General features: G+C 35.6%; 15 protein-coding genes and 3 tRNA genes. 10 read left to right on the top strand and 8 right to left on the bottom strand.

The features are described 5' to 3' along the window. Window positions 1-97 precede the first annotated feature (97 nt). The 3 genes from SP041_RS18580 (at window position 98) to SP041_RS18570 (ending at window position 4,365) form a co-directional block, all read left to right on the top strand. Entirely contained in the window at window positions 98-511 is a 414-nt protein-coding gene (locus SP041_RS18580; protein ID WP_025564704.1) for a CBS domain-containing protein, read from the top strand. 427 nt (window positions 512-938) lie between these two features. After that, complete coding sequence (locus tag SP041_RS18575) at window positions 939-1,832, top strand: EamA family transporter (protein WP_025564705.1); 894 nt, start codon at window positions 939-941, stop codon at window positions 1,830-1,832. Between the two features lie 628 nt (window positions 1,833-2,460). Then, entirely contained in the window at window positions 2,461-4,365 is a 1,905-nt protein-coding gene (locus SP041_RS18570) for an EAL domain-containing protein (RefSeq protein ID WP_025564706.1), read from the top strand. 127 nt (window positions 4,366-4,492) lie between these two features. Here SP041_RS18570 and SP041_RS20920 read toward each other — a convergent pair whose 3' ends face one another. The 4 genes from SP041_RS20920 to ndk form a co-directional block, all read right to left on the bottom strand. Then, the gene (locus SP041_RS20920) at window positions 4,493-4,663 is read right to left on the bottom strand and encodes a hypothetical protein (protein ID WP_170968573.1); all 171 of its coding nucleotides are present in this window, start codon (window positions 4,661-4,663) and stop codon (window positions 4,493-4,495) included. Beyond that, complete coding sequence (gene tadA, locus SP041_RS18565) at window positions 4,656-5,192, bottom strand: tRNA adenosine(34) deaminase TadA (protein ID WP_025564707.1); 537 nt, start codon at window positions 5,190-5,192, stop codon at window positions 4,656-4,658. Before tadA ends, SP041_RS20920 begins: the two co-directional genes overlap by 8 nt. A 78-nt stretch (window positions 5,193-5,270) precedes the next feature. Continuing rightward, window positions 5,271-6,143, bottom strand: a complete 873-nt coding sequence (locus tag SP041_RS18560; protein WP_025564708.1) for an A24 family peptidase — start codon at window positions 6,141-6,143, stop codon at window positions 5,271-5,273. A gap of 58 nt (window positions 6,144-6,201) precedes the next feature. Then, window positions 6,202-6,636 carry a nucleoside-diphosphate kinase gene (ndk, locus tag SP041_RS18555; protein WP_025564709.1) on the bottom strand — a complete coding sequence of 145 codons (435 nt, stop codon included), beginning with the start codon at window positions 6,634-6,636 and terminating at the stop codon, window positions 6,202-6,204. 167 nt (window positions 6,637-6,803) lie between these two features. Here ndk and SP041_RS18550 point away from each other — a divergent pair, with 167 nt between their 5' ends. Next, window positions 6,804-7,718, top strand: a complete 915-nt coding sequence (locus SP041_RS18550) for an endonuclease/exonuclease/phosphatase family protein (RefSeq protein ID WP_346763651.1) — start codon at window positions 6,804-6,806, stop codon at window positions 7,716-7,718. Window positions 7,719-8,320: 602 nt separating this feature from the next. Here the strand turns inward: SP041_RS18550 and SP041_RS18545 are convergent. The 4 genes from SP041_RS18545 to orn all read right to left on the bottom strand — a co-directional run bounded on the left by SP041_RS18545 (window position 8,321) and on the right by orn (window position 9,448). Beyond that, window positions 8,321-8,396: transfer RNA gene (locus SP041_RS18545), tRNA-Gly, on the bottom strand. A gap of 114 nt (window positions 8,397-8,510) precedes the next feature. Then, window positions 8,511-8,586: transfer RNA gene (locus tag SP041_RS18540), tRNA-Gly, on the bottom strand. A 60-nt stretch (window positions 8,587-8,646) separates the two neighbouring features. Further along, a tRNA-Gly gene (locus SP041_RS18535) sits at window positions 8,647-8,722 on the bottom strand. A gap of 186 nt (window positions 8,723-8,908) precedes the next feature. Continuing rightward, the gene (gene orn, locus SP041_RS18530; RefSeq protein ID WP_025563624.1) at window positions 8,909-9,448 is read right to left on the bottom strand and encodes an oligoribonuclease; all 540 of its coding nucleotides are present in this window, start codon (window positions 9,446-9,448) and stop codon (window positions 8,909-8,911) included. Window positions 9,449-9,544: 96 nt separating this feature from the next. On the opposite strand from orn, the gene rsgA reads away from it, so the two are divergent. The 6 genes from rsgA (at window position 9,545) to SP041_RS18500 (ending at window position 16,739) form a co-directional block, all read left to right on the top strand. Next, window positions 9,545-10,585, top strand: a complete 1,041-nt coding sequence (rsgA, locus tag SP041_RS18525) for a small ribosomal subunit biogenesis GTPase RsgA (RefSeq protein ID WP_025563623.1) — start codon at window positions 9,545-9,547, stop codon at window positions 10,583-10,585. A gap of 152 nt (window positions 10,586-10,737) precedes the next feature. Further along, window positions 10,738-11,613: an archaetidylserine decarboxylase gene (asd, locus tag SP041_RS18520; RefSeq protein ID WP_025563622.1), complete on the top strand. Its 876-nt coding sequence runs from the start codon at window positions 10,738-10,740 to the stop codon at window positions 11,611-11,613. Window positions 11,614-11,686: 73 nt separating this feature from the next. Continuing rightward, window positions 11,687-13,225: a threonine ammonia-lyase, biosynthetic gene (gene ilvA, locus SP041_RS18515; RefSeq protein ID WP_025563621.1), complete on the top strand. Its 1,539-nt coding sequence runs from the start codon at window positions 11,687-11,689 to the stop codon at window positions 13,223-13,225. A 9-nt stretch (window positions 13,226-13,234) separates the two neighbouring features. Beyond that, window positions 13,235-14,308, top strand: coding sequence for a potassium channel family protein (locus SP041_RS18510; protein ID WP_051368481.1), 1,074 nt, complete (start codon window positions 13,235-13,237; stop codon window positions 14,306-14,308). 85 nt (window positions 14,309-14,393) lie between these two features. Next, the gene (locus SP041_RS18505; protein ID WP_137297988.1) at window positions 14,394-15,668 is read left to right on the top strand and encodes a MotA/TolQ/ExbB proton channel family protein; all 1,275 of its coding nucleotides are present in this window, start codon (window positions 14,394-14,396) and stop codon (window positions 15,666-15,668) included. A 45-nt stretch (window positions 15,669-15,713) separates the two neighbouring features. Continuing rightward, window positions 15,714-16,739 carry an energy transducer TonB gene (locus SP041_RS18500; RefSeq protein WP_025563618.1) on the top strand — a complete coding sequence of 342 codons (1,026 nt, stop codon included), beginning with the start codon at window positions 15,714-15,716 and terminating at the stop codon, window positions 16,737-16,739. Window positions 16,740-16,899: the final 160 nt, after the last annotated feature.

Genomic DNA, 16,899 nt, shown 5'->3' with positions numbered 1-16,899 from the left:
AAAACCTATCAACTTGATAAATACAATCGACTTTACCTATTTTAACTTTTGAAATATTATTACCTCATAAACCAAACAATATGATCAAGGTAAGAATATGAGCCAACAAACAGTTAAACAAATCATGCGTAAACAACCAATAACAATTCAATGTAAAACGCCATTAACAGAAATAATTCATATCATAGTCACAAGCCAACAAGCTCAATTACCTGTTGTTAATAATAATAAAAAACTTATTGGTATGGTGTCACTTATCGACTGTCAAAAAGCGTTGTTAATTAGCGCTTACCATTGTGATAAACCAGTAACAGTAAATGACGTTATGACAGAAGAATTTATGTTTTTAAATGAAGACGAAGATTTATCTGAAGTGGCAATCAATACTCAAAAGCAAACAGAGAACTTTTTCCCCGTTGTTAAAGACGATAAATTAATAGCTATTTTAAGACGTACCGACCTGTTGGTACATTTACAGAAAAATTTATCGCTTTGTTCAAAAGCTCAGTAAATTAATGATGAACTATTGTTAAACCAATAGCAGGTAAGGGAGTGAATCTTTACCTGTGATTCGTTCCATTTTAAATTATTCATTAAAGAATGATGACTTAAAACTAATAGATTAAACTTTCTAATCGCTGACTTAGCCCCTGTAAATAACTGCTTAGCTCTTTACTTACTTTTGATTAAAACCTTAACTTCCCGCTTAACCTATCCCTTATTTTTTTACTTTAACTGCTTACTTTTCTTTCTTAATACCTGTTTTATCAGCTTATTTTATTTAACCATTCTCCTTTGAAATAACCGACATATTTATAAAATAAAAAGAAAAGTAGACATGGAACTTAAAAAATAAAAATATCTTTATACAAAGTAACTGTACAAAAGAAACAAACAAAGGCAGAGTGCACACCCTTTTATGTAATGAGTAATTAATTATGAATGTTATGTTGGCTATGTTGGCCGCTTTTTTATGGGGTACAACCTACGCTGTCACACAATATTCTCTGCCGGGTTGGCCCCCATTATTATTGGGTGCGATACGCGCTTTACCTGCTGGTTTATTATTACTTGCATTTAAACCGAGTATGCCTGAAGCAAAGTATTGGCCTATTTTAGTTCGTTTAGGGTCGATTAATATTGCACTCTTTTTTGGCTTATTATTTATTATGGCGCAAACCCTACCTTCTGCTATATCAGGTGTAGGAATGGTTTCGCTGCCCGTTTTTGCCATGTTTTATTACTGGCTATTACATAAAAAGAAACCAAGCAAAATACAGTTCATATCAGGTATGACGTTAATTACATTAGCCTGGCTTTTATTTGATCCTTTGAATTTAACACTTAATCCCGTCGGTCTAATTGCCATGATTGCTGCACTAGCCAGTATTGTGATTGGCAGTAATATTATTCAAGGCTTAAAAGGAAAAATGCATTGGTGGTCAGTACTTTGCTGGCAGTTAATTATCGGTGGTAGCATATTAACTATTATTGCCTTTGCTCACGCACTATCTGCACCGGCTCAATATTTGTCAGTATTACAGAACTTTACCTCACTCAATGCAATGGGGTTAATTTGGTTAGTACTGCTTAATACAATGCTAGCTTATGGTTTATATGTTTGGTTAATGACCCGAATGACCGTTGTAGAATTTACTTTTGCGGGTATCAGTAATCCTGTAGCAGGAATTTTAATGGGGCTATTATTAGTGGGTGATCAATTTACACTTAACCAATACCTACTCATGGCATTAATCATTGCAACATCATTAATTGGTTCATTACTCAGTACTTACTTCGAACGTAAAAAGCTTAAAGAGAGCGACCAATAATAAGTAGTGCTCTACATTAACAACCGATGATAAAGAATCGTAACGATTGTAAGGGTTTTTAGCAGCGAGAATAACGCTTACAACAGTTACGGTTAAAGATAAAATCAACTGTCACTCCTCTTACCCTATTATCTATAACACTGTTAGACATTGAACGATATTATTCGGCATCATAAATAAATGGTTTCTCGTCATAATAATTAATAAACGATGCTTAAAATACAAGGCTTAATAAATCACCCGCAAAGGTCTTAACACTTTTATCTAGAAAATAAATAACGCAAAAAAATAGAACATGCAGATCCAATAAAAAGAAGAAAACTGACTATTAATAACCTACACTTCACACTTATTAAGCCTTATCGTTATCCCATTTAACTATTGATATATAAATAGAAATAGTTAAATATCAAAAGAAAACACTACAAATATAAATTAAACCCCATTTAAGCACTTAATATTTGCGATAAAAATCAAATAAACATATAAATATTAGTGTCGGTATAAATATTCTTTCATTAATAGATCATCTCTATTGCGACTAAGCGAATATATTACACCACGGTATAAACAGAATGTTCAAAGATAATATAAGAATTCTCTAGCCATTTTAAAAGACGTATCCAATATGATAAAAAATAAAGTCTTACATTCAAACATTAAAGCTAAACGACTTATTCAGATACTCTGGGCAGTCGAGTTCGTTTTATTTTTATCATCCATTCAAAAAATATACGCAGGGGAATACTTTCATACTTTTCTAATTACACTGACTAATATTAGCTTAGTCCTCGTTTATGTTTTAGCTAAACAACAAAAAGTACAATTTGCCGCTACGTTCGCGCTATCTATCATGACTATTTTTGCGACTTTTTTTATGTGGTCTCATGGTGGTATTTATGACCCAATATTATTAGCCTATCCATGCATTTTAATAGTGGCCTCAATGGTTGGAAATAAGAGCTTATTCATAACGTTAATCGTTTTTATGGGGTTATCTGTTTTATTAAATACACTGAGTAACTATCAAGGCTGGTATATCAATGAAATAGATACAAATTATATAGACAGTTCAATAACGACTTTGTTAATAATTTCCTTAGTGAGTTATATTTCTTGGATGGTTTATTCTGACTTTCATGTGTTGTGGAATCAACTATTCGATGAGCACATACAAGCTCTTGCATCAAAAAGGAAGATTGAGAAGCTAATACATCATGACATTTTAACAGGCCTCCCTAACAGGATGATGGCTCATAGTATTTTTAAAAAATCGATATCAAAAGAACACATTAAGCAAACAAAAGTATGTTTAATGTTTATCGATATAGATAACTTCAAACAAGTAAATGATGGCTTAGGGCATAAAGCAGGCGATGAGTTACTGAAAGAGTTATCCAACAGGCTTAGTAATGAGATGCAAGGTGAGGATTTTTTATGTCGCTTTGCAGGAGATGAATTTGTCATTATTCTTCAATCAGCAAAAGATGAGGAAATTATTTCTCAAATAGCCCTTAATATTATTAAGGCAATAAGAGCACCGTTTCGATATCAAAACAATGAACTATTCTGCACTTGTTCTATTGGTATATCCGTCTTTCCAAATGATGGCGACGATTTCGATGCGTTAATTCAAAATGCAGATACTGCCATGTACCATTCAAAATCAATCGGAGGCAATAGCTTTCATTTTTTTAATACTTACATGGATCGTCAAGGGCATAACTATATTGCGGTTGTAACTGACTTAAGAAATGCGTTAAAAGAAGGAGAGTTCGAACTCTACTTTCAACCTCAAATAGACTTATTAACACAAAAAATAATAGGGGCTGAAGCCTTAATTCGCTGGAATCACCCTAAAAAAGGCTTAATTTTTCCTGACTCATTCATTCCTCAAGCAGAAAAATCAGGATTGATTGTAGAAATTGGCGAGTGGGTTTTACAATCCGCATGTACGTCTTGTAAATCATTTATTGAACTTGGCTTTAGTGAATTTTCCATTGCGGTAAATGTTTCTTCTCAGCAATTAAAACGTAATAACTTTGCTCAAACGGTCCATTCAGCACTTAAAAATAGCAATTTACCGGCAAAGCACTTAGAACTTGAAATGACAGAGTCATTACTCATTGATAACTCAGTCGAACTAAAACAAACCGTTACATACTTAAGTGATCTTGGTGTTAGTTTCTCTATTGACGATTTTGGGACGGGATATTCAAACTTAAGCTATCTACAAGAATTTGAAATCGAAGTGCTTAAAATTGATAGAACCTTTGTCAAAGATATTGAACATAACCCTAAAAATAAAGCGTTGGTGACAGCAATCATTCAGATGGCAAAAGGTCTCTCTTTACGGACGGTTGCCGAAGGGGTTGAAAGCGAGGAAGTGGCGAACCTATTAAAAGCATTACAATGCGATAGTGGCCAAGGGTACCATTGGTCTAAGGTTATTCCAGAAAAAGAGTTTATAAATTTGTCGACAAGCAATATTGCTAGCTTTACTAGAAACAATCCTAAAAGCTTATTAAACTAAACATCGGTACGTATAGATAAATAGAGCTAAGAATAGATAAATAGAACTAAGAATAGCTAGACAGCACTTCAGAGTTGAACCTGCCGCATTAAAAATAGCTAAATAAAATGAAAAGAATGACTTTAAGTTAGTCTTTCTTTTCAATAGTCACTTGAATATTCTTACTATTACCTGCAAACCATTTTTGCACGTACAAACTACCCACGATTGGAGCGGTACCCTCTTCAGGTACTTCCTTATAACGAACACTATTTTTAGTTTCTTTTTCAATTTCAAAATTAATGACTTTGCTAGACATTTTCTTTTTCTCCTTGGCTTACCTTTTTAAGGGCTTTTTTTTCTTTACGGCGACGTTTAAAAAAATCACTTATTTTATTAGCACATTGCTCATCGTAAATACCAGATGTCACGTCGACTTGATGGTTCAAATTATCATGGCAGACTAAATTAAATACACTGCCTGCAGCGCCTGTTTTATAGTCGCCAGCACCATATACTAAACGTTTAATGCGAGCATGAACGATTGCTCCTGCGCACATTGGGCAAGGCTCTAAAGTCACATATAAAGTACAATCAATAAGACGGTAGTTTTGCAGTGCTTTACCTGCATTACCTATTGCAATAATTTCCGCATGAGCACAAGCATTGTGCTCTAATATAGAGAGATTCCAGCCTTCACCAACCACTTGATTATCTTTGACTAAAACAGCGCCCACAGGGATTTCACCAACGGCCTCAGCTTTATCAGCAAGTGCTAAAGCATATTGCATCCAATCTTGATCTGTATAATGGTCGGTTGATGCTGCCACACTGCTTTTATCATTCATTACCTTGACTCATATACTTTATTCATTTGGTTCAGTATTACCCGTATGCAAAGAGAACATCACTTCAAAACACCTAGTTTACAAAATAAATGAGTAATATAACGTGGTTAATTCAACGCCATAAACTAAATAAATCCAACCGGCGATCGCTAAATAAGGACCAAACGGTAAAGGTCTGCTTTGTTTATCTTTTGATGCAACAATCACTGCAATACCAATGATTGCACCAGCGAATGAAGATAAGATGATAATGAGTGGTAAAGCTTGCCATCCAAACCAAGCACCAAGTGCTGCCAGTAATTTAAAATCACCGTATCCCATGCCCTCTTTGCCTGTTAATAACTTAAAGGCCCAGTAAATAGACCACAATGTTAAATAACCAAAAACAGCACCTAAAACAGCATCTTGCAAACCAATAAAGGTCCCTGACATGTTAATTAATAAACCTAACCACATTAACGGTAACGTCAACTGATCCGGCAATAGCATGGTATCAAAATCAATAAAGGTTAGGCTGATCAGTACCCAAGTAAAAATTAATGCAAAAAAGACAGGCCATCCAAAAGGAATAATGTAAGCAACCGCTAATGACATCAATCCAGTCAGCAGTTCTATACTTGGATAACGAGCAGGGATTTTACAGTCACAATGTTTACAGCGACCTTTTTGCAGTAACCAACTCACTAATGGAATATTTTCCAATGAACCAATTAAATGGCTGCATTTAGGACAGCGAGATCGAGGTAAAACTAAGTTAAAAGTAGATTCATCGACCTTAATATTCGCATCGGGGAAACATTCAGCACATTCAGCTTCCCAACTTCTTTGCATCATTACCGGTAAACGATAAATCACGACATTTAAAAATGAACCAACCAATAAGCCTAATACTAAAACCAGACCAAAATAAAAAGATGGGACTTGCTCCATCAACATGATCACTTCATTCATAATTGCCTTTACTTCTTAATGAGTTACTTGGGGTATTTATTTTTATTAATAATATTGATTAGCTTACTGCAGGTGCACAAATTTCGTCATCTACAAAAAAGTAAGCAATCTCACGAGCCGCAGATTCAGGACTATCTGAACCATGAACCGCGTTATAACGAGTTGATTCTGCAAAGTCAGCACGGATAGTACCAGGTGCAGCTTGAGTTGGGTCCGTTTTACCGATTAATTCACGGTATGCAGGAATAATATCCTCACCTTGTAAAACTAACAGCATAGTAGGTCCAGATGTCATGAATTCAACAAGTGGTTCATAAAATTCTCTACCTTCATGCTCTGCATAAAAACCTTCAGCTTGCTCTCTTGTTAACTGCATCATTTTTGCAGCAACGATAGTGAACTTTGCACTTTCAAAACGTTGTAAAATAGTGCCTGTAAGTTGTTTACTAACAGCATCGGGTTTAATCATGGAAAGTGTTCTTTCTAATGGCATAATAGCTCCTTGAATTACGTTAATCGTAAGTGCAATATACCCTGTATAGACAGTAGCTATCAATAACAACATAACGTCAGGAGAATTAATATCACATTTCATTAATATAGACGGGTATTTATCGAACAGATAGGCACTTTGCCAAATAAAAACACTTAAGGAAATTCATCATCAAACGCTACCTTTCCTCATCACGATTAAAAAAGAGCATTTTATTTAGTCTGTTAATACTTTTAGCAATACTGTTTTTATCTCACTTTTTACCACAAAGTCCATTGAAAATGACATTGGTAGATCAGCAGCAAAAACATCACTTCTCTACTTGTCCTGCATTAGCCGATATTCAGGTAAATCAAAAAAATAATTACCTACCGGATACATTTTCATTATTAAACTGGAATATTTATAAACAACAGAACCCACAATGGTCTGCAAAATTAAATGAATGGGCTTCTCAAGCAGATTTAATGACATTACAAGAAGCTAAATATGATCAAGCATTAATCGATTTCAGTCAGCAACAACAACTTACATATTTTCAAAATATCGCTTTTAACTATAAAGATGAAAGCTATGGTGTAAATACATTTAGTCGAGTACAAGCTTCACAAGCTTGCGGTACTCGATACCCAGAACCTTGGACGATGGTACCTAAGACAGGCATTGCAACAATTTACCCAATGGCTGATGCAATACTTGGAAACTCATCGCCCATTAATTCAAAAGAGTCATTATTATTAATCAATTTACACGGGGTGAACTTCACCTTTACTGCCGAACCATTAAAAGCACAAGTGACCCCTTACTTACAGCTGATTAAGCAACATAAAGGGCCTATTCTTATCAGTGGTGATTTTAATACTTGGAGTGAAGACCGTACAACGGAGATCATCGATACATTAGTAAACGCAGGCTTTAATGAAACACAGTTTACTAAAGATAAGCGCCTGATCGTATTCGGACTGCCTTTAGATCATGTTTTTTATCGAGGATTAACGCTGATTAAAGCACAAAGTATCTCCACCATTGCCTCAGACCATAGCCCGCAATTAGTCACCTTTGCTTTACCAAAAGAAAAATAAAGATGATTTAAAAGAAGCATATTTAATTAGAGAGAAACTCCAAATCGTATGCTCGAACCTAAAACATGAATACCACTTTTAATCGGCAAGCTCTTGATAATTTAGATAATTGAATTTATTTAGAAGGTTAAAAAAGTATTGATATGAAATTTGGAGTGGTACACGAGACTAAAAAAACATGACTCCAGCTCTTAATTGGAAAGGTTTTGATAATTTAGATAATTGAATTTGTTTAGAAACTTGAAAAAGTATCGATAGGAAATTTGAAAAAGTATCGATAGGAAATTTGGAGCGGTACACGAGACTAAAAAAACGCATGACCTCAGCTCTTAATTTGCAAGGTCTTTATAGTTTAGATAATTGAATTTATTTAGAAGTGTTGATATGAAATTTGGAGCGGTACACGAGACTAAAAAAACGCATGACCCCAGCTCTTAATTGGCAAGGTCTTTATAGTTTAGATAATTGAATTTATTTAGAAGTATTGATATGAAATTTGGAGCGGTACACGAGACTAAAAAAACGCATGACCCCAGCTCTTAATTGGCAAGGTCTTTATAGTTTAGATAATTTAATTTATTTAGAAGTGTTGATATGAAATTTGGAGCGGTACACGAGACTCGAACTCGTGACCCCGACCTTGGCAAGGTCGTGCTCTACCAACTGAGCTAGTACCGCTTCATAATTTAGTTTTATATATGTAGTTTGGAGCGGTACACGAGACTAAAATTCATGACCCCGGCTCTTAGTAAGTCAAGGTTGCGCCCAAAGAGCACATACATCTTCAAAATTTGGAGCGGTACACGAGACTCGAACTCGTGACCCCGACCTTGGCAAGGTCGTGCTCTACCAACTGAGCTAGTACCGCTTCATATAAAACTATTTGGAAAAATAAATCATAAGATATTTAAAAAACAACTTATAAAATTGGAGCGGTACACGAGACTCGAACTCGTGACCCCGACCTTGGCAAGGTCGTGCTCTACCAACTGAGCTAGTACCGCATCACATTTTCCTGTAACAAACTTTCTTATAAAGAAAAAAGGTACTTGGTAATACCTGCTAGTTACGAGGTGCGAATTATAGAGATGGCGTTAATGATTGCAAGCTTTTTTTAGCTATTTTAGTCTCAACAAAGCTTGTATGTAGAGTTTTTAAACAAATCCTAAAAAGCTTGCTCAAAAACCAACCTAATAGCTGAAAAAATGCTTTTGGTAATGCTGCAATTCAGAAATCGACTCTTTAATATCTTGTAACGCTAAATGCGTTCCTGTTTTTTTATGAGCTTCAACCATTTCCGGCGCCCAACGACGACCTAATTCTTTTACTGTGCTGACATCAATATTGCGATAATGGAAAAAAGCTTCTAACGTTGGCATATGTTTAACCATAAAACGACGATCTTGCCCAATGCTGTTACCACATAACGGCGCTGCACCAGCAGGAACCCACTCTTGTAAAAAGGCTAATGTCTCTTGCTCTGCTTGTGCGCAACTAATTTGACTTGCTTTCACTCGAGCCGTTAAACCTGAATTACCGTGATGTTCTGTACACCACTCATCCATTGCATCTAATGCTGCATCGCTTTGATGGATAACAAACTGTGGACCTTCAGCTAAAATATTTAAATCGCTGTCTGTCACAATCGTTGCAATTTCAATAATTTTATCGCTATCAGGATTTAATCCCGTCATTTCTAAATCAATCCATACCAAATTATTTTTGTTCATATTGATAACCGCCCTTTTCTATTGATGAATAGCTTAATTATGTGGAAAATATAGTATGATACGCCATTCAAATCGCCAGTGTAGCAAAGGAAGCCTGTGACTAAGAAGAAAAAACTCAGCAAAAACCAAATTCGTCGTGTTCAAAGCAATCACAATAAACGCTTAACACCTAAAAACGATAAACAATGGGATGAGTCTGAACTGGGTCCACAACTGGAAGGTTTAGTCGTCAGTCGATTTGGCCAGCACGCTGATATTGAAGATCAAGAAGGTAAAGTAGAACGCTGTACTCTACGTCGTTCGATCCGCTCCCTCGTGACTGGTGATCGAGTGGTATGGCGAGCAGGTAAAGAATCACATCAAGGTATTAGTGGTGTTATCGAAGCGGTACATCCGCGTAAAACGGTATTAACACGTCCAGACTATTATGATGGTATTAAGCCAATTGCCGCTAATATCGACCACATCATTATTGTAAGCTCTATCGCCCCTGAATTTTCTCGTAATATTATTGACCGCTACTTAGTCGCCTGCGAAGATATCGGCATCACACCGATTATCGTTTTAAATAAAGTGGATTTATTAGATGATGAGTCAGCAAAAATAATTGATAAAGAATTACAAAGCTATCGTGATATTGGCTATCACGTTCTCTATAGCTCAATGCACGGTACAGGTTTAGACGACTTAAAGTCAGTCATGAAAGACAAAATCAATATCTTTGTTGGACAATCAGGTGTGGGTAAAACCTCATTATTGAACATGTTATTACCTGAAGTAGAAGCTGTAACGGGTGAAATATCTGAAGGCTCAGGTCTCGGTAAACATACAACAACAACAGCTCGCTTATATCATTTCAGCGATGGTGGTGATTTAATCGATAGCCCTGGAATTCGAGAGTTTTCACTTTGGCATTTAGAAGCAGAACGTATTGCCAGTGGTTTTATAGAGTTCAGAGAATACTTAGGTGATTGCCGTTTCCGTGATTGTAAACACCAAGCAGACCCAGGATGTGCATTAGTTGAAGCTGTTGAAGAGGGACATATAGATAACGCTCGTTTTAAAAGTTTCTTACGTATTTTAGAAACCATGGATGATGCTAAAAATGCCCGTCATCGAGATCCTAACGTTTATTAAACACAGCAGTTCATGATATTAATAAGCAACACAGACTAACAATAGTGATAAGTGGCTTGTATATAAATGCTAGACGCTAGCAACATAATATTAATTACAGTGATAAAAGAATAATAACAACACTCACAACATTAAAAATAGAGAGTTTTAAGATGAGCGATAAACTAAAAATTATTGGCCAATATATTTTACCTAAGCATGCGGTGACTTTCATCGCTGGTAAATTAGCTAATGCTAAAATGGGTAAATTTACGACTTTTTTAATTACCAAATTTATTAAAAAATTCAAAATAGATATGAGTGAAGCAAAGCATTCAGAACCTTCAGATTTTTCGACCTTTAACGACTTCTTTACTCGTGAATTAAAAGAAGATGTACGCTCTATTGTTGAGGGTGAGCAGAACCTAGCGACGCCAGTTGATGGTTGTGTCAGTCAACAAGGTGATATTAAATCAGGTCGTATCTTTCAAGCTAAAGGACATGATTTTAGCTTGCGAGAATTATTAGGTGGACGTGATGATGTTGCAGCGCCTTTTGATGACGGCATTTTTTCAACGGTTTATCTAGCACCTAAAGATTACCACCGTATTCACATGCCAATGACAGGTAAATTGGAACAAATGATCTTTATTCCGGGTGACTTGTTTTCAGTTAACCCACTAACAGCGCAAAATGTTCCTAATTTATTTGCACGTAATGAACGAGCGGTTGCTATTTTCTCAACGGCGATTGGTCCTATGGCAATGGTTCTTGTGGGCGCAACCATTGTTGGTAGTATTGAAACAGTTTGGGAAGGCACATTAAAAGCACAAAAAAATAAAGAGCTTCAATACTGGGATTACCAAGATCAAGACATCATCTTAGAAAAAGGGGCTGAAATGGGTCGTTTTAAACTAGGCAGTACAATTGTCGCTTTATTCCCTAAAGACAGTATTGAGTTTAGTGAAGATCTAGCTCCTTCAAGCGTTACGCGTTTAGGTGAGTTATTTGCAACGGTAAAGCAAACAGTAAAAAAAGACGCAGAATAAAAGTTTAAATAAAAATAGCTAAATAAAATAGTGATATAAAAACTTAAATAAAAAAATAAAAGCAAGGGTTGTAATGTCAAACATATCGAGTGAACAGTATTTAAAAAAGATCTTATTAGCACCAGTTTATGAAGCGGCTATCGAAACTAAATTACAACCTTTAAATAAGTTATCTTCACGTTTAGATAATCACATATTATTGAAACGCGAAGACTTACAGCCAGTACATTCATTCAAATTACGCGGCGCTTACAATAAGCTATCAAGCCTGAGTGAACAGCAGAAAAAAAATGGTGTTATTGCCGCATCAGCAGGCAACCATGCGCAAGGTTTAGCCTTGTCAGCACAAAAAATGGGTGTAAAGGCAACCATCGTTATGCCTAAAACGACGCCAGATATTAAAGTTAGTTCTGTACGTAGCTTTGGTGCAACGGTTGTCTTAACAGGTGACTCTTTTGACGCTGCAAACGCTTATTCATTAGCCTTAGCAAAAGAGCACGGTTATACCTTGATCCACCCTTTTGATGATCCAGATATTATTGCAGGGCAAGGAACAGTAGGGAAAGAGCTTTTACAACAAGATGCTCACCTAGACAAAATATTTGTACCTGTTGGCGGTGGTGGCTTAGCAGCAGGTATCGCTGTTTATATCAAACAACTATTGCCACACATTCAAGTGATTGCAGTAGAGCCTGAAGATGCGGCTTGTTTAAAAGCAGCATTAGCCGCAGGTAAACCAGTTACATTACCAAAAGTAGGTTTATTTGCAGATGGTGTGGCGGTAAAAACAATTGGCCAAGAAACATTCCGTTTGTGCCAGCAATATATTGACGATGTTGTTACTGTGAGTAGTGATGAAATCTGTGCTGCAGTAAAGGATATTTTTGATGATACACGTGCGATTGCAGAGCCCGCAGGTGCTCTATCCTTGGCTGGTTTAAAGAAATACGCTCAACAACATCAAATAAAAGATCAACGTTTAGCCGCTATTTTAAGTGGTGCCAATGTTAACTTTCATGGTTTACGTTATGTCTCAGAAAGATGTGAATTAGGCGAGCATAACGAAAGTATTTTAGCCGTCACTATCCCTGAGCAACAAGGAGCATTTTTAGCCTTTTGTAATAAGCTTGATGGGCGTGCAATCACAGAGTTTAATTATCGTTATAGTGATAGCAAACAAGCTAATATTTTTGTTGGTGTGAGAACACCACAAGGCATTGATGAATTAACTAGTTTAACGGATAAGTTATCTATTGCAGGCTATTCTGTTACCGATCTAAGCCAAGATGAAACCGCTAAACTACATGTGCGTTATATGGTTGGCGGTGTGCCTTCTCAGCAGTTGACCGAACGTTTGTATAGCTTCGAATTTCCAGAGCACCCTAACGCATTACTTAAGTTTTTAAATCTATTAGGTATGCATGCCAATATTACTTTGTTCCATTACCGAAACCACGGTGCGGCATACGGACAAGTTTTAGCGGGATTTGAAGTCGATGAATCACAAGTAGCAGAATTTAGTCAACACTTAGATGCTCTAGGTTACAACTATAAAGATGAAACACTGAACCCTGCATATCGATACTTTTTATCACATACAAATAATCAGTAAGCATATTATATGATGCCCTTAATATCTTCATTGAAATTAGCAAAGGTTGTACATAAGTTAATGCGGAACGTAAGTTGGCCAGCAATGCTTACCTTGATGTTGTTACAAGCTACGATTACTTATTTATTACTTCTCTTGGCGGGTGAAATTGAATTAATAGCTCACCCGATTCAATTTATTTATTACAACATGGTGGTTGTTTCGACCGTTGGATTTGGTGACTTTAGCCCAGTAACAGACTTTGGGAAATTAATTGTCGCACTTTGGCAAATCCCATCGGGTTTGATCGTATTTGCCGCATTCATTGGTAAAACAACTCAACTATTTATTGATATAGCGAGAAAAAACATGAACGGTAGTAATGACTTCTCAGACTTAACAGATCACATTCTTTTACTATGTTGGGATGAATATTCTACTAAGCAAATAGTGCAATTAATTTTAGGTGATAAAAAACGCCAAGATCGTCAAATCTTACTCTGTGTCACTGAAGATATAAAAAACCCACTACCAGAAGTAGACGAAGTTTCATTTGCTAAATTAAGTACTTTTTCAGATGTAAAAGAACTTGAGCGAATTGCTTTACAACAAGCGAAACGTATTATTATCGATGGAAAGTCAGATGATGAAACATTATCTATTGCATTGAGTATTGCTACGTTTACAGATAAAAGTGCCAATATTACAGCCCATTTTTTTGATGAGACTAAAGCTAAGTTATTAAAAATGCATTGCCCCAATATAGAGTGTAGCATCGATAACAGTGCACAAATGATGGTAAGAAGCATGCAAGATCCTGGCTCAAGCCAAGTGACAGAAAGACTACTTTCCACATTAAATGGCGCAACATTATATAGTTGTTTAGTGCCTAAGTTAGAACAAGAGATCAGTTTTGGGCAATTATTTGATGCTTTTAAGCATCGTTACAACATGATTTTATTAGGTTTTAGCAAACATAAAAATGGTCAAGATATGCACTTAAACCCATCAAATGAAGAGAAAATCGACAGTCACTATCATTTACATTATATTGCTAATGAACGTCTTGATGAAAACGATATTGATTGGAAGAATATCGTTTAATACATATTGAAATTAAATGAACTGAGGATGAAAATATCCTCACCATACATTAAACTTTTCATTTTATGCTAGGAAGCAACGGCCAATGAGCACCACCACAAGTATGCCCCAATCTCATTTTCTCTCGTTATTAGATCCTATAACTCAAAACATGCCGCCTTGGTTTCAAGCTGGTGGTTTTATAATGTGGTCTTTGCTCTTCATCTCTTTTTTAATCACTATTGTTGTTTTAGAGCGAGTATGTTTTTGGATTATTTATCATCGCCAAAAAGAACGATTTTTTTTACAAGAGTGTTTTGCCGCTTTATATCAACAACAAAAAACAGATGCATTATTAGCTTGTCAAAAGCTAGACACGCCCGCATTAACAATACTTAGAGAATCGATTTCAATATTGCCTTTCTCACCTAAAGAGAAAATGTTTTCCGATTCAAAAAAACAAATAAGCTTACTGTCTAAAGGCCAAACTTTTTTACATAGCACAATAATAATAACGCCTATTTTAGGTATATTAGGAGCCTTAATAAGCCTTATAAACACTTTTAGTGTCATAAGCATCGAGAACAATGAAAATACAGTGGTGTTACTTAAAGCAGTCACAGAATCTTTAATTCCGATTGCTGTTAGTTTAATTATTTTATTATTTGCTTTAATTCCTCAACAATTCTTTCGTATCCAAATTCACAAAGTAACGTTGCATTTAGAAAGTGTACGCAGTCAGTTTGATCACGTTTGCCAGCAAAAGAACTTAATCAAAAATAACGTAACAGAAAATTTAAATACGATGGAGAAACAAGATAACAAGGCGATTAGTGAGGAAAGTGAAGAATACTTAAGCAAGTCAGTATCAGAACAAACACACATGCCTTATCATTATGAATTTTCAGAAGAAACAGGCGAAGTAAACGTTTCTCTTCATGAGCAAACAGAAGACATCAAACGAGTATCTTCTTTATCGATCGCTGAAATGTATGATAAAAAAATACTATCGACTGAAGAAGCATCAACCTCTATTGAGGATGAACTAGTGATTTCTAAAGATAAGCTAGCAAACATTCAAGATGAACCATTGGTAACCGACGCTGAATCGACAGTTTCTGAAAATAAGCTAACAGACATTGAAGATAAGCCGTTAGTAACCGACTATGAATTGGTAGCTTCTAAGAATAAGCGAGAAGATATTGAAGATAAGCCGTTAGTAACCGACGCTGAATCGGCAGTTTCTGAAAATAAGCTAACAGATATTGAAGATAAGCCGTTAGCAACCGACCATGAATTGGCAGCTTCTGAGAATAAGCTAGCAGACATTGAAAATAAGCCGTTGCTAACCGACGCTGAATCGACAGCGATAGTGAAATAAACAAGCCTTTTAAACTGAAAAGTAATACGCAGGTAGAAATAGATTATGAAAAATTCTTATTATTATTTTCCATTTATTGTTTTAAGTTTATTATTACATTATTTGTTTTTTTACTTTCATGGCCCTTCTCCTTCAAATGATCTTGCTATTGAATCGACACAGCCAGTTATAAAAACAAAAGAACACGTTGCTGTATCAACACAATTAAAGATTAAAGAGATAACACAATCTCAATCTCAATCTCAATCAAATGTAGTGAAACCTTCCCCTGCCGTAACACCTACAGCGGTCAATCAAGCAACTAATACAACTTTAATTACGACATCAACCACATTACCGCAAGAAACTAAAATAGATTTAATAGCTGAAACTGCAGTATTAAAAAAAGAAGTTAAAAAAACTGAAGTTGAAGTTGAAGTTGAAGTTGAAACTGGATTTGAAATTAATAAGTTACAGCCTAAAAAAGGCGATAGTAAGAGTATTAAAACTCATAACTCAAGTGAAGTTTCTCTGCTAAAGGAACATATATTTAAACAAAACTTGGTAAATTTGCCTGAACTTGTAGTCGCAAAAAAAAGTAAAGCTCATAGTGAAGTAAATGGTAAAGCAAGTGGTGAAATAAAAAGAAATACACAGCCCAAGGATACAGCTAATAAAACGAATCAAAAAATAGTATCATTAAATACAACGAGTTCTCAAAATAAAACATCGACACCAACACAACGTAATTCAAATAGTGCCACTAAACGCGTTTTCAAACCTAAGTCAGATGCAATTAATACTTCAATGGCAAAACAAGGTAATTTATTACCACAAGCAACTGCAGTATCAGGAAAAACGCCTTCTTATCCAAAGCAAGCCGCTTTACAGCACCAAAAAGGACAAGTGGTTGCCAATATGACGGTAACCGTCAGTGGTTCAACTAAAGAGGCGAAGATTATTCAATCGAGTGGTCACGAAATGCTAGACAAGGAAGTGTTAAGTTTTATTGCACGAGAGCGATTTATGCCAGCACTAGAAGGCCAAGAGAAAGTGTCGAGTAAACAGTCATTTTCTTATAGCTTTAAATAAAAAGCAGGATCAAAAATGCCAATCAACATGATTCAATGCCGTTCGGTTAAGAGATTTTAGGCTTATATCTTAACGGATATCTAGATGGAATATAGAGCACTGAACGTGAAAACGTTCGGTGTTTTCTTTTTTTGGGTAAAATAAAATGCTTAACATCTTC

The sequence above is a fragment of the Psychromonas sp. SP041 genome, from assembly GCF_000470315.2.
GTDB lineage: Bacteria > Pseudomonadota > Gammaproteobacteria > Enterobacterales > Psychromonadaceae > Psychromonas.
This window is presented reverse-complemented; position numbering and strand designations above follow the sequence as displayed.

Bases quoted from the DNA above. Each gene is read 5' to 3' on its own strand.
- ndk (WP_025564709.1), bottom strand. From the start codon at position 6,636: ATGCCATTAGAAAGAACACTTTCCATGATTAAACCCGATGCTGTTAGT.
- SP041_RS18500 (WP_025563618.1), top strand. From the start codon at position 15,714: ATGAAAAATTCTTATTATTATTTTCCATTTATTGTTTTAAGTTTATTA.
- asd (WP_025563622.1), top strand. From the start codon at position 10,738: ATGAGCGATAAACTAAAAATTATTGGCCAATATATTTTACCTAAGCAT.
- ilvA (WP_025563621.1), top strand. From the start codon at position 11,687: ATGTCAAACATATCGAGTGAACAGTATTTAAAAAAGATCTTATTAGCA.
- SP041_RS18575 (WP_025564705.1), top strand. From the start codon at position 939: ATGAATGTTATGTTGGCTATGTTGGCCGCTTTTTTATGGGGTACAACC.
- tadA (WP_025564707.1), bottom strand. From the start codon at position 5,192: ATGAATGATAAAAGCAGTGTGGCAGCATCAACCGACCATTATACAGAT.
- SP041_RS18505 (WP_137297988.1), top strand. From the start codon at position 14,394: ATGAGCACCACCACAAGTATGCCCCAATCTCATTTTCTCTCGTTATTA.
- SP041_RS18510 (WP_051368481.1), top strand. From the start codon at position 13,235: ATGATGCCCTTAATATCTTCATTGAAATTAGCAAAGGTTGTACATAAG.
- SP041_RS18570 (WP_025564706.1), top strand. From the start codon at position 2,461: ATGATAAAAAATAAAGTCTTACATTCAAACATTAAAGCTAAACGACTT.
- orn (WP_025563624.1), bottom strand. From the start codon at position 9,448: ATGAACAAAAATAATTTGGTATGGATTGATTTAGAAATGACGGGATTA.
- SP041_RS18580 (WP_025564704.1), top strand. From the start codon at position 98: ATGAGCCAACAAACAGTTAAACAAATCATGCGTAAACAACCAATAACA.
- SP041_RS20920 (WP_170968573.1), bottom strand. From the start codon at position 4,663: ATGTCTAGCAAAGTCATTAATTTTGAAATTGAAAAAGAAACTAAAAAT.
- SP041_RS18560 (WP_025564708.1), bottom strand. From the start codon at position 6,143: ATGAATGAAGTGATCATGTTGATGGAGCAAGTCCCATCTTTTTATTTT.